We start from the raw sequence: 12,892 nt of genomic DNA on the forward strand, positions 1-12,892 counted from the left end.
GGGCGGGACAGGCTTCAACTATCTCGCTGACTGAACCGACGTCTTCCCGGATAAATCCGGTCCCACCAGATCGTGCCGATTTCGAAAATGTGTGAATTTATTCGTGAGGCGGCCCCAACGCCCACTCGATAGTTTTACTTAACCATCACCGCCTTGAACAACGCCGACGCGATAAACCGCTGCAACCAGCCACGCAACTTCGGGTAATCACTGTTGGCAAACCAGTCGGGATCCACAGCGCTGAATTGCCGGATAAAAGGCGCCAGGGCGATATCCGCCAACGTCAGATGACTGCCCACCAGAAAGTCCCGCTGTTGCAGCCGGTCTTCCAGTTGTTGCAGAAACCCTTCAGCCAACTGGCGGTAATGTTGCTGAGGATATTCAGGGTGGCGGACAAAATATTTATAGCGGTCCAGATGCACTTTGAACACCTGATCGTTCTCTTCGATGAGCGCCTGAATCTGCCGCCGAGCATCACCGTCATTGATCATCAACCAGTTGTCCGGATCGTTCTGCGCCAGCGCCCAATGCATGATATCCAGGCTCTGTTCCAGCACCCGGTCATCAAGGATCAGGACCGGCACCGTTCCTTTCGGTGAGCGCTCCAGCATTTGCGGCGGCTTGGCCTTGAGGCTGACTTCCTGAATGCGCACCTCGCAGCCGGCATAGCGCACGGCCATGCGCGCACGCATGGCATACGGGCAACGTCGAAACGAATACAGAACCGGAATCAACTGCTGACCTCGATAGTGCTCAAGCCATTGCCTTGACGACGAACCTGGATCTGCACCGGTATTCGTTCGTGCATTTCCTGAACGTGGGAAATAACGCCCACCTTGCGGCCTTGAGCCTGAAGCCCGTCCAGCGCATCCATGGCCAGTTGCAGGGATTCCGGATCGAGGCTGCCGAAGCCTTCATCGATGAACAGCGATTCGATTTTCAGTGTGCTGGAAGCCATCGAGGCCAGGCCCAACGCCAAGGCCAGGGAAACCAGGAAGGTTTCGCCACCGGACAACGAATGCACCGAGCGCAGTTCGTCGCCCATTTCCGTGTCCATCACCAACAGACCCAGCATGCTGCCGCCACGTTTGAGCCGATAGCGACGCACCAGTTGCTTGAGTTGTGCGTTGGCGTGATGCACCAGCAGGTCGAGGTTGTAGGCCTGGGCAATCTTGCGGAAGGTGTCGCCGGTGGCCGAGCCGATCAACGCATTGAGCCGCGCCCAGCGTTGCCATTCGTCATAGGCCTGGCTGATCCGCTGCGCCAGCGCCTGATTGGCGTCCTGGCGACGCTGGTCGTCGGCTTGCCGGGCGCGCAAGTCGGCGCACAGTTGTTCACTTGCGGCGATCAATCCGTGTAGCTCAGCCGCTGCATTTTGCAGATGTTCGGCGTCGATGCTGCCAGGTTGCTGCGCCTGATGGCTGTGCAAGCGCTGTTCGCGCTCCTGCAGCAATACCTTGAACTGCTCGACGGCTTTTTCGCTGGCTTGCAGTTGGCCGCGCAGTTCGCTGACCTGCTCATCGTCAACGCTGAGCAACTGTTGCAGACCGCTGTCATCCAGTTCGCTATGACGGCTGCGCCACTCGGCAATTCGCGCGTTCAGTTCGGCGCTTTCCTGCTGCATGCCGCGCAAGCGTTCCTGGCGCGCCTGAAGTTCGGCGGCCAGCTGAATCAACTGGCTGCTGACCTCCTGCAATGCCTGACTCGCCGCGTTTTCGGCGTGCCGCGACTGTTCCACTGCGGATTCCAGTTGTTGCTGCCATTGCTCGGCCTTGGCGTGCTCGCCAAGCAATTGCGCCAGGGCTTGCTGGCCGGCGGTCTGTTGGTCGCCAAGCACGGTGCAACGTTGTTGCAGTTCGCTCAACTGCCGGGTACGGGTTTGCTGCTGGGACTGTTCCAGTTCGATCTTCTGCTGGCGTTCCCGTTGTTCTACTTGTTCATCGCGTTGTTGTTCCAGTTGCTCGAGGCGCTGGGTGACCTGCTGGTCCAGATGCATGACCGTGGTAGCGGCATCGTGGCGCAGGCCGTCGAGCTGCTCGGCGCTTAGCAGCGGCGCGAAGGCGGTCAGCTCTTCTTCGAGACGTTCGCGGTCGCTGTTCAGCGCGCGCTGCTGTTCGGCCAGTTGTTGCGTGGCGGCCTGACTGGCTTCGTTAGCGCTCAAGAGTTGCTGTTGCAGGCGCGCAGCCTCTTTTTGCAGGGTGAGCAAGGCGTCCTGGCGCTGTTCGTCCTGAGTGATGTTTTGCGTCAATTGCGTCAGTTGCTGGTTCAACCAGGCATCGCGTTTGGCGGCGTCCTGCTCCAGCAAGCGTGTGCCCAGCGGATGCGCTTCAAACGCGGGTGCGAGTGCTTGCTGGCGGGTGGCGAGTTGTTCCTGTTGGTGCAGGAATTCCTTCTGCTGGGCAATCAGTCCGCCCACCGTGGTGCGCAACTCGGCCAGCGTTTCCTTGAGGGCATCCACCGCTTTTTGCGCGTTGTTCTCTTCGTTTTCGTCATGCTGGGTGAGGCTTTGCAGCAAAACTTGCGGCTCATGCCACGGATGCTCGTTGCTGCCGCACACCGGACACGGCTGGTCATCCTGCAACTGTAAACGCAGTTCTTCGACACTGGCGCTGCGGGCCAGGCGCTGGCGTTCCAGTAGCTGGCGGGTCACGGTGAGGGTTTGCTCGGCGACTTGCAGCTGGTTTTTGGCTTGCAGACCTTCGCGATTGAGTTGTTCGCGCTGAAGCTGGACCTGTTGCTGTTTGTCCGTCAGCTCCAGCGCGCGGCTGTCGAGTTCCTGCTGGCTGGTCCAGAGCCGCGTCAGTTCTTCGAGGGCCCGCTGCTGTTTGCGATTGTCTTGCAGCAGGCTGCCAAGGATCTGAATCTGCTCGCCCACCGCTTCGGCTTCAGCGCCCGCTTCGCGATACAGCAGATCCAATGCGCTGCGCAATTCGCCGGCTTGCTGGTTGGCAGCATTGGCGCGCTGTTCCAGGCTCGGCAGTTCGGTCTGGCCTTGTTTGAGGCGCGCGCCGATCTGCATCAGTTGTTTCAAGCGATCGCGATAAGCATTCCAGGCTTCGCCAAGAGGGGCCAGCGCCTGGCTGAGTTCCAGCTGCCCGGCAATCCGTTGCAGACGCTCGGCAACCCGGGCCTGTTGCTCAAGCAGGCTTTGCAAGGCGCTTTGCCCTTGGGCGTAGCTGTGCTCGGCCTGTTGCCTGTGCTCATCGGCCTGGCGCAAGTCGTCCGCCAATCGGGCCACATTGCTCTGGATGTCAAAGGCCTGACGCAGCAGCGGCGCGGCATCGCTGTGCTGCTGTTGCGAGTTGAGCGACGCGGCCTGCGCTTCGACGCACGTCTGTTGCAATTGGCTTTGTCGAGTATGCAGTTCGCTCTGCTGGCTGATCTGTTGCTGGATCTGGCTGGCCAACGGACTGAGTTGAGCAGTCAATTCGGTTTGCCGCAGGAACTGGTGACGCTGCGGCGCCAGTTGTTCCAGGCGGGCCAGATTTAGCCGTTCGCCGCTCTGGCTTTGCCAATGCAGTTGCGCCTGTTGCAACTGTTCGGCGGCGCTTTGCTGTTCTTGCTGAAGTTGCAGCAGGAGCTTGTGCCATTGCTGTTGCAGTTCAAGCTGGCGCAGTTCGCTTTGCTGGGTCTTGAGCGTCAGTTGGGCTGATTCGAAACGCTGATCCAGCTCGACGCGATCTTCCGCCGCCATGGGTGTGACACCAGTAGCCAAGGCCTGAAGATCGTCGTGGGCCTTTTTCGCTTCCTGGCTCTTGCTGAAGGCGCGTCGCCCCAACTGGCTGTAGATTGCGGTGTCGGTGAGTTTTTCCAGCAGCTCGCTGCGTTCCCGGTCGTCGGCCTTGAGAAAGGCGCTGAACTCGCTCTGGGCCAGCATGACCGCCCGGGTGAACTGCTCGAAGTTGAGACCGAGGCGAGCTTCGAGCAGGGTTTTGTATTCGGTCTTGTTCTGGCTGCTGAGGATTTGCTCGCTGTCCAGATCGGTGAGCGTCTGGCGACTGGCCTGGAGTTTCTTGCTGGCGTTATCCCGCGCGCGATTGGTTTCCCAACGGGCGCGATAACGACGGTTGTCGATGCCGACGAAATCCACTTCGGCAAAGCCGCTGCCGGTTCCGCGTCGCAACAGGGTGCGCGGATCGTTGGTGCTGATGTCGCCGTCGATTTCCGGCACTTTCGATTGGCCAATGTTGCTCAGGCGCGGAATGGCGCCAAACAACGCCAGGCACAAGGCATCAAGCAAGGTGCTTTTGCCCGCGCCGGTGGGGCCGGTAATAGCGAACAGCCCGGCGCTGGCCAGGGGTTCGGCGGTGAAATCCAGTTCAAAAGGGCCAGCCAGGGAGGCAAGATTCTTCAGGCGGATGGCGAGAATTTTCATGGTTGTTCGCTCTCCAGCTGGACTTCCTGCAACAGCGTGGCGAAATCGGTCAGGGTTTGCTCATCGACCTCGCTGCCGTAATTTTCCTGCCAGGCTCGGCTGAACAGTTCCAGCGGGTTGAGCTGATCGAGTTCGATCAGGCCTTCACCGTCATCGCTGCCGTCGCCACGGCCGTTGCCGGCATATTCGGCGGCAATGCGCACCAGACGCACGGCCTTGCCTTGCAGGGCGCCTTCGATCTGGTTGCGCAAATCCGGTTGCGGCTCATCCAGGCGTACGCGGACTTCCAGCCACGGCTGGCGTTCGATATCAGCCAGCAGATCGATGTCCGGCAAATCCTTGAGTTGCACCAGCAATTCGGCGAACGGAGCAGGGCCGATCCGTTGCAGATTGACTGCGCGAGGAATCAGCAGGGTTTCGACGCTGCGCAGCTGGTCGCCTTCGCAGGTGATTTCCAGGATCTGGTGTGCGTAGCCGATTTCCGAAAATGACAGCGGAATGGGCGATCCGCTGTAGCGAATACGTTCTTCGCCATTGACCCGTTGCGGTTTGTGCAAGTGGCCGAGGGCGACATAGGTGATGCTCGGGCCGAACAGACTGGCGGGCAGGGCTTCGGCGTTGCCGATGATCAGGCTGCGCTCGGAGTCTTCCGAGACTGAGCCACCGGCCATGTGCGCATGACTGATGGCAATCAGGGCCTGGCCCGGCTGGCGCTTGAGATTGGCGGCTTCGATCAGCAGTTCATGGACCCGGCCGATGCCGCGTAAATAGTTGTCGCCCAGAGTCGCGCCGGTGACTTCAGCCGGACGCAGAAAGGGCAGGGCGAGGCACCAGACGCCGATCTCGCCGTTGGCATCGGGCAGCGGCAACAGCAGGCGTTCGACATCCAGCGTGCCGTCATCGAGCCACAACACCCGGCCAAGCGCGTGAGTGCGCAGACGGCGCATGAGCGGCGCGGGCAATTCGATGCGCGAACCCGAATCATGGTTGCCAGCGATCATCACGATGGTCAGCTTCGGCTGCTGCTCGTGAGCATTGACGATGAAGTCGTAGAGTCGCTCCTGGGCTTTGATCGGCGGATTGACCGTGTCAAAAATGTCCCCGGCAATCAGCAGCACATCAGGCTGACGCTCGGCCAGACGGGCCAGCAGCCAGGTCAGGAAGCTGGCGTGTTCAAAGTCCCGCTCCTGGCCATGAAGGTTCTGGCCAAGGTGCCAGTCGGAGGTGTGGAACAGTCGCATGTGTTTTTCTCAATTCAAAATTGTGTGTCGTGAGGCTTGGCGATGCGCAAATATTCGTTGGCGAGGCTTGCCCGCGAAGAACTGTAGCGCGGTGGGCCTGGTCTACCGAGGCGCTTGATTCGCGGGCAAGCCTCCAACGGATCTGCACGTACAGCCGATGCATATGCGTCTACTGGAATGCCGTCTTCCCGGCTAAAGCCGGTCCCACAGTGGAACCGGCTTTAGCCGGGAAGACGTCGGTTCAGACAATACGTCTGGCGCCTGGCGGTTGCCCTCGGACATAGAATCTCCAACAGCGTTCAATTCCGCAAAACCTTCTACTTGGGATACAACGGCGGCAGACTCTGGTCCGTCGCTGCATCCGGAACATGTTCCGAGGCAGGCAGCGTGCGGATCGCGCGCCACAGGTCTTCGCCCAGCCACAGTTGGCCGGTCTCACTGTACAGCGCGCCGTTCAGACCATCGAGGGCGTCGGACAGCGGGACAAAACGTGCCGCCATGTCAGCCAGGGTTTCCGGTTGCTGACGCGCCCAGGCGTCCAGCGCCTGACGGGTCGCATGTGGGTCGTTGGCCAGGCTGGCGCGTTTGAGATCATCCAGCACTGTGCGCGGACTCGGCCCGGCCTGGGCGACCCGCGCCACCGCCGGTTGCCAGCGCGCCCGCCACCAGAGAATTACCCCGATCAGCGTGGTAAAGGCAAAAAACAATGTACTCATCTGCCATGGCCAGACCGGCGGGCCGATCACTGTGACGCCGCCCAAATCATTATTTACCGGCGTGTCCACTTCCAGGCTTGGGTTGCTGCTGATCTGTAAGGTGCGGGCGGCCAGTGAGGTATGTTCCAGGTGATCTTCGCGGGTGTTCCACCAGACAATATCGACGGCGGGCAGTTCGATGGCGCCGACCCGGTTCGGCACCAGTGCTTCGCGTTCCTCACGCGTGCCGATGATGCCGCGCTCGCTGGCCAGATTGGCCAGCTGCGGCTGGTCGGGATAGCGCCGCAGGCTGCTGAGGTCGGTGGCCGGCAATGGCGGCAGTTGAGCGCTGGATAGGCCCTCGACCTTGAGCGTCAGGATCCGCGTCAAGGATTCACCCACCTGGCTGTGTCCCGGTTCCGGGCTCCAGCTTTCGCTCAGATTGACACTGCGGGCCGGCAGCCAGGGCGCATCGGCCGGATAGTCGGCAGGCTTGGCCTTCACCGTCAGCGGCAGCGGTGCCGAATTGACCCGCATCACCTTGCCCGGCTGCGGGCCGAACGGATTGACCGGATCGTTGCTTTGGGTGTTTTCCGAGGCGGGCTGGACCAGGGTAGCGTTGAATACTTGCGGCGGAATCACCAGGGTGCCGCTGTGCTGTGGATAAATCGCATAACGCATCTCGATCACGCCATGCCGGATGCCGTTGATGAGTTTCTCGTAGGTCTTGGATTCGCCGAGTTTTTCGATGCGCGCATCCGGCACTTCAAGGGGCGTGAGGTTGCTGTCGTCGAACAGCGCAACCGAGTGATAGATGCGCAGGTTCAGCACCGCCTGCGCCTGCACGTAAACGCTGTCCTGATCGAGGCTGGCGTCGAAGAATACCGGCGCCAGTTTGCCGGACTGATCCTGTTCGTTGCTCTGGATCACCTGCAGGGTGATCGGCTCGCTCTTCAGCTCCCCCAGCTCCAGCGCCGGAATGATCACCGATCCGGTTTGCCTGGGCAGCAAGGTGATGATCCAGCGCGTGGTCGCCTGATTGCCGCCGTCCAGCGTATTGAGGCGATTGACCTGGCGCGTACCGCGCACGTCGAAGTCGCGCTCCAGAGAGCTGAGGTCAGGTTTGCCGAATTGGGTGACGTCGCTGGTTTCCAGGGTCAGTTCGACGGTTTCCCCGGAATTGAGCCGTGCGCGATCCACGCTCGCGGTCAATTCCGCCGCCTGGTTGGGCAGTGCGACCAGACAGAGCAGCAGGCTGATCAATAAGGTGTACACGCGACTCATCGGGTTTTTTCCTGACGCTGTTGCTGTTGGTACCAGAATTTGCGGCGCAGCAATTCCCCTGGATCATCCGGAATCTGGCGCAGCCATTGCTCCAGCGCTTGCCGACGTTCGCCATCCATCGGGCGGTCCGCAGGGCGGATCGGCGGTTGAGTGGTTTCGTTATCGTCCAGAGGCGAGCCGGGCGCCGGATTGCCGCCATTACGCGGCGGGGGAGCAGTACCGGGACTGTTTTCCTCACCGGGCTCGGTGGGCTCCTTGTCCTTGTCTTGAGACTGTTGCTCGGTCGCCGTCTGGCTTTGGGCGTTGTCGCCGTCGTCGTCACCGTCGCTGGGCTTGGTCTCGGCGGGTTCCGCTGCTTTGGGTTGCTTGCTCTGCTCAAGGATCTGTTCGACCAGCGCCTTGTTCTTCACTGCTGCTTGCAGCTCCGGCTGCCGCTCCAGCGCTTGTTCGTAGGCGTCCAGCGCTGCCTCCAGTTCGCCGCTGCGCGCCAGCGCGTTGCCGCGATTGTAGTGGTCAGCCGCACTATTACCTTCAGCGAAGCGCTGGGCGGCACTGGCATAGTCACCTGCTTCGTAAAGCGCAATGCCTTTCCATTGCGGGTTTTCGAACTGCCTGGCAGCTTCGGCAGGACGATGCTGCTCCAGCAACCGCTGGCCCTGCTGATCGGGACGTAACCACAAGTCCTGAAAGTCGAACGCATAGCTGTTCTGCGGCAGCAGCATCAGCAGCGGCAGGCACAGCAACCAGCCGCGCCGACCCGCGCAGGCAGCCAGCAAGAGCAGCGGCAGCAGAAACCAGTGTCCCTGGTCGGCCCAGCTGTCCAGCTGGATCAGTTGCCCGTCGCTGCGCAGGGCTTTTGGCCCATCGAGCAAGCCAAGCTCGCGCAGGTCGTTGTCATCCATGCGCACTTGCCGGTATTGGCCGCCGAGCTGGCCAGCGAAGTCCGTCAGGCTGGCGCTGTCCAGACGCGGCAGCAAAATTGCTCCCTGACGGTCCTTGAGCAACCCGCCTTTTTCCTGAAGTACCGGCGCACCTTCGGCTGTACCGACACCCAGGATCAACAGCGGCGGACTCTGGCCTACCAATGCCTGACGAATCCCCTGGCGCTCCTGTTCGCTCAACGACGAACCGATCAGCAGGATTCGCCCACGGCCCAGCGCTGCTTGCTTGAGCAAGCCCAATGCCTGATGCATGGCGAGGTCTGCGCGGTGCCCGGCCTGCGGCATGATCGACGGTTTGACCGCATCCAGAAGGTTGCGGATGGTGGCCAGATCGTCCGACAGGGGCACCAGCGTGTGGGCGCTGCCCGCGTAGACAATGATGGCGGTTTGCGAATCGCTGCGCGCCTGCAACAGATCCTGCAGTTTGCGTTTGGCCTGCTCCAGCCGGGTTGGCGGGCTGTCAGTGGCGAGCATTTCCGGAGTGACCTCCAGTAATATCACCAGTGGGTCTACCGGTTTCTGGCTGAATTGTTCCACGCGCTGCCAGCCAGGGCCGAGCAAGGCGAGCAAAGCCAGCATCCACGCCACCCCGAGGAAAATCCACGGGGTTTTATTGTCGCGACCCTTGCCACCATTGAGCAGCACCGAATGGAACGCCACCGGCAAGATCATCTGCCAGCGCCCGGCGCGTTTCTGACGATGCCAGAGCCGCCAGAACAGCCAGATCAGCAGCGGCAATAACAGCAGCCACCAGGGACGAAACCAGTGCGGCCAGAGGCTGATCATGTGCGCCTCCCCAGGCGCTTGATTCGCTCGCGCCATTGGCGGTCGTCGCGCATGAAGCGTTGCCGGTTGAGCAGGCGTTGCAGCGGATTGTTCGGCCAACGCTCATGTATGACCAGGATCAGGCTCAGCAACATGGCGCCAGCCAGCGGCCACTGATAAAGCGCCAGCGCCGGGCGCGCCTGGGTCGGTTGTTGCGCGACCGGTTCCAGCGCGTCGAGACTTTTGCGGATCCTCTCCAGCTGATCACCGTCGCGGGCCCGGAAATACTGGCCGCCGCTGATTTCGGCGATTTGCTTGAGGGTCGGTTCGTCCAGATCCAGGCTTGGATTGAGCCCGAGCATGCCCAGCGAACCGGCTTTTTCCGGGTCGGCGCCAATACCAATCGGGTAAATTTTCACGCCTTCTTCGGCGGCCAGTCGGGCGGCAGTCACCGGATCGATCTGGCCGCCGTTGTTGGCGCCATCGGTAACCAGCACCAGAATCCGGCTTTGTGCCGGACGCAGCCGCAAGCGCTTGAGGGCCAGGCCAATGGCATCGCCAATGGCCGTGTTTTTACCTGCAATGCCGATTCGCGCTTCATCCAGCCAGACACGCACGGTGTGCCTATCAAAGGTCAGCGGCGCCTGGACGAACGCCTGGCTGCCGAACAGGATCAGCCCGACCCGATCGCCCTGGCGGCCTTCAAGAAAATCCCCCAACAGATGCTGGACCAGTACCAGTCGGCTGACTTCGTCTGCTTTCCATTGCATGTCGGGGTAGTCCATGGAACCGGACACATCTACCGCCACCAGCAAATCCCGACCGCTGGACGCGACCGGCAGCGGTTCACCCAGCCATTGTGGGCGTGCGGCGGCGATCAACAGCAGCAGCCACAACAGAATGAACGGCAACTGCTGGCGCCATGCTGGCAGGTTGGCCTTGGCGCGACGGCCCACCAGACCTTCCAGATCAGTGAGGAAACTGACTTTCAGTGCCGCCTCGCCGCTGTCGGCCGCAGGCAGCAGTATGCGCATCACCCAGGGCAGGGGCAGCAGGGCGAAGACCCACGGCCAGGCGAACTCAAACATGTTTGCGAATCCAGGTTTCAACCGCCTGGGTCAGGCCGGAAATGGCCTTGTCGTCCAGTTTGCATTCCGGTTTGTACGCGCCTTCGACCAGCACCATCCAGCGTGTCAGGCCGGCAGCCGGGCAACGGTTATCCAGGAAAGCCAGCCATTTGCGGCCGTTCAACGTGTGGCTCTGGCTGTAGGGATAGTGATTGCGGCAAAGACGTTTGAGTAGGCCGTTGATTTGCTGCAACCAGGCTCCGGCCGGAGCGCCGTCGTACGGTTTGGGCATCTGTGCCAATTCCACCAGCGCGGCAATCCGCACCGGGTCCAGTGGTTGCTCTGCGCGGCGGATACCGGCTTTGACCGGAATCACATGCCGCACGCGCCACAGTCCCCAGCCCGCAATCGGGATCAACAACAGCAGCAGCCACCAACCTGGCGCAGGGGGCCAGAAGCCGATGGCTTGTGGCGCTATCAGCGGCTGAAGGTGATCCAGCGGGTTCATTTGTGTTTTACCGGACGCTGGGCGTTCAGGTATTCGCGCAGTTGTTCCACCATCTCCCGTTGCGTGCTCAAAGGCATCAGCAACACCCGGAGTTTCTGCGCGAGCAATTCCCAGCGCGCGGCACGTTCTTCGCCTTGCGCTCGGTAGGTCTGACGCAGTTGCGGATCGAGAGTATCCAGCTCCAGTTGCGCGCCGCGTTCGGCGAAACGCAGCAGGCCCGCTGCGGGCAGTGCGTGATCCAGTGGGTCGGACAAAGGCAGCAGCAGCAGATCACAATGCCGTGACAACAGGCTCAGCTGTTGTTCGGCGGCGTCCGAGAGTGCGCGTTCATCGCACAGCACGACGACCAGACTGCCCGGACGTAATACCTCCCGCGCGCGACGCAAGGCGATACCGAACGCGTCCCGGTCGGCGGCGATTTCGGTGTGCAGCGATTGATTGATCCGCACCAGACGGTTGAGCAGCTGCAACAGACTTTGCTTGCTGCGCCGTGGTTTGATTTCGTAATGCTCGTTGTCACCGAACACCAACCCGCCAACCCGATCATTGTGGATCAGCGCCGCCCAGCCAATCAGCGCCGCAGCCTGGGCTGCCAGCACCGATTTAAACATCAGGCCGGAACCGAAGAACAAGCGGCGACTTTGCTCGACCAGGATAAAAATCGGCCGCTCGCGTTCCTCATGGAACAGCTTGGTGTGCGGTTCCTGGGTGCGGGCCGTGACGCGCCAGTCGATGCTGCGCACGTCATCGCCGGCCTGATAAACCCGGACCTGATCGAAATCGACGCCACGGCCGCGCAGCTTGGAGTGATGCAGGCCGATCAGCGGGCTGCGCCGACTCGGCGTGGAGAACAGTTGCACTTCGCGAACGCGATGGCGCATTTCGATCAGTTCGGCGAGGCTGACGCGAATGCCTGGCTGCGGGATCAGATAGGGTTGCATGGCGTCACGCGACTGCCACGACATCAAGGATGCGCTGGATGACCCGGTCCTGATCGATGCCGGCCGCTTCTGCTTCGAAGGACAGGATGATCCGGTGACGCAGGACATCGAACAGCACCGCCTGAATATCTTCCGGGCTGACGAAGTCGCGTCCGGCCAGCCACGCGTGGGCCCGTGAGCAGCGATCCAGGGCAATGGAGCCGCGCGGGCTGGCGCCATAGGATATCCACTCGGCCATTTCCGGATCGAACTTGCCCGGCGTGCGCGTGGCCATGACCAGTTGCACCAGATATTCCTCTACCGCATCGGCCATGTAGAGGTTGAGGATTTCCTTGCGGGCAGCAAAAATCGCCTGCTGGCTGACCCGGCGCTCGGGTTTGGTTTCACCATTGAGCGCTTCGCCACGGGCCTGCTGCAGAATCTTGCGTTCGACAGCAGCGTCCGGGAAGCCGATCTTGACGTGCATCAGGAACCGGTCGAGCTGTGCTTCCGGCAGCGGGTAAGTGCCTTCCTGTTCAATCGGGTTCTGGGTCGCCATCACCAGGAACAGCGGGGACAGCTCGTAAGTGCTGCGACCGACGCTGACTTGTCGCTCGGCCATGGCTTCGAGCAGGGCCGACTGAACCTTGGCCGGTGCTCGGTTGATTTCGTCAGCCAGCACCAGATTGTGGAAGATCGGCCCCTGTTGGAAGACGAAGCTGCCCGTTTCCGGACGATAGATCTCGGTCCCGGTGATGTCGGCAGGCAGCAGGTCAGGGGTGAACTGGATGCGATGGAATTGCGCTTCGATGCCTTCAGCCAGTTCCTTGATCGCTTTGGTCTTGGCCAGACCGGGCGCACCTTCGACCAGCATGTGGCCGTCGGCGAGCAGGGCGATCAACAAGCGTTCGATCAGTTTTTCCTGGCCGAGAATCTGCGTAGAAAGAAATGTTCGCAGCGCAATCAGCGCTTCACGATGTTCCATCGATGACTGTTCCTGGCAGGTAATCAGCGGCGTCAGGTGACACCGAAGCTGGGGGCGTTACTTTAATCCATAGAGGGGTGTTCCGACTAACGGCTACGGGTTTTTTCTGGT

The 12,892-nt window shown here is 61.2% G+C and carries 9 protein-coding genes; all 9 read right to left on the minus strand.

Annotated features, from left to right (window positions below; all coding sequences use genetic code 11):
- Window positions 1–134 precede the first annotated feature (134 nt).
- Window positions 135–731, minus strand: a complete 597-nt coding sequence (locus ACP7E4_RS12520) for a glutathione S-transferase (RefSeq protein WP_426114284.1) — start codon at window positions 729–731, stop codon at window positions 135–137.
- Window positions 731–4,375, minus strand: a complete 3,645-nt coding sequence (locus ACP7E4_RS12525) for an AAA family ATPase (protein WP_426114018.1) — start codon at window positions 4,373–4,375, stop codon at window positions 731–733. The genes ACP7E4_RS12520 and ACP7E4_RS12525 overlap by 1 nt, the downstream gene beginning before the upstream one ends.
- The gene (locus ACP7E4_RS12530; RefSeq protein WP_426114020.1) at window positions 4,372–5,616 is read right to left on the minus strand and encodes an exonuclease SbcCD subunit D C-terminal domain-containing protein; all 1,245 of its coding nucleotides are present in this window, start codon (window positions 5,614–5,616) and stop codon (window positions 4,372–4,374) included. The genes ACP7E4_RS12525 and ACP7E4_RS12530 overlap by 4 nt, the downstream gene beginning before the upstream one ends.
- Window positions 5,617–5,933: 317 nt before the next feature.
- On the minus strand, window positions 5,934–7,595 hold the full coding sequence (locus ACP7E4_RS12535; RefSeq protein WP_426114022.1) for a BatD family protein: 1,662 nt from the start codon (window positions 7,593–7,595) through the stop codon (window positions 5,934–5,936).
- Window positions 7,592–9,322, minus strand: coding sequence for a VWA domain-containing protein (locus ACP7E4_RS12540; protein ID WP_426114024.1), 1,731 nt, complete (start codon window positions 9,320–9,322; stop codon window positions 7,592–7,594). The genes ACP7E4_RS12535 and ACP7E4_RS12540 overlap by 4 nt, the downstream gene beginning before the upstream one ends.
- Entirely contained in the window at window positions 9,319–10,389 is a 1,071-nt protein-coding gene (locus ACP7E4_RS12545; RefSeq protein WP_426114026.1) for a vWA domain-containing protein, read from the minus strand. The genes ACP7E4_RS12540 and ACP7E4_RS12545 overlap by 4 nt, the downstream gene beginning before the upstream one ends.
- Entirely contained in the window at window positions 10,382–10,876 is a 495-nt protein-coding gene (locus ACP7E4_RS12550; protein WP_426114028.1) for a DUF4381 domain-containing protein, read from the minus strand. Before ACP7E4_RS12550 ends, ACP7E4_RS12545 begins: the two co-directional genes overlap by 8 nt.
- Complete coding sequence (locus ACP7E4_RS12555; RefSeq protein ID WP_331149005.1) at window positions 10,873–11,817, minus strand: DUF58 domain-containing protein; 945 nt, start codon at window positions 11,815–11,817, stop codon at window positions 10,873–10,875. The genes ACP7E4_RS12550 and ACP7E4_RS12555 overlap by 4 nt, the downstream gene beginning before the upstream one ends.
- Window positions 11,818–11,821: 4 nt before the next feature.
- Window positions 11,822–12,781, minus strand: coding sequence for an AAA family ATPase (locus ACP7E4_RS12560; protein WP_020288806.1), 960 nt, complete (start codon window positions 12,779–12,781; stop codon window positions 11,822–11,824).
- Window positions 12,782–12,892: the final 111 nt, after the last annotated feature.

The sequence above is a fragment of the Pseudomonas sp. DSP3-2-3 genome (assembly GCF_049898225.1).
GTDB lineage: Bacteria > Pseudomonadota > Gammaproteobacteria > Pseudomonadales > Pseudomonadaceae > Aquipseudomonas.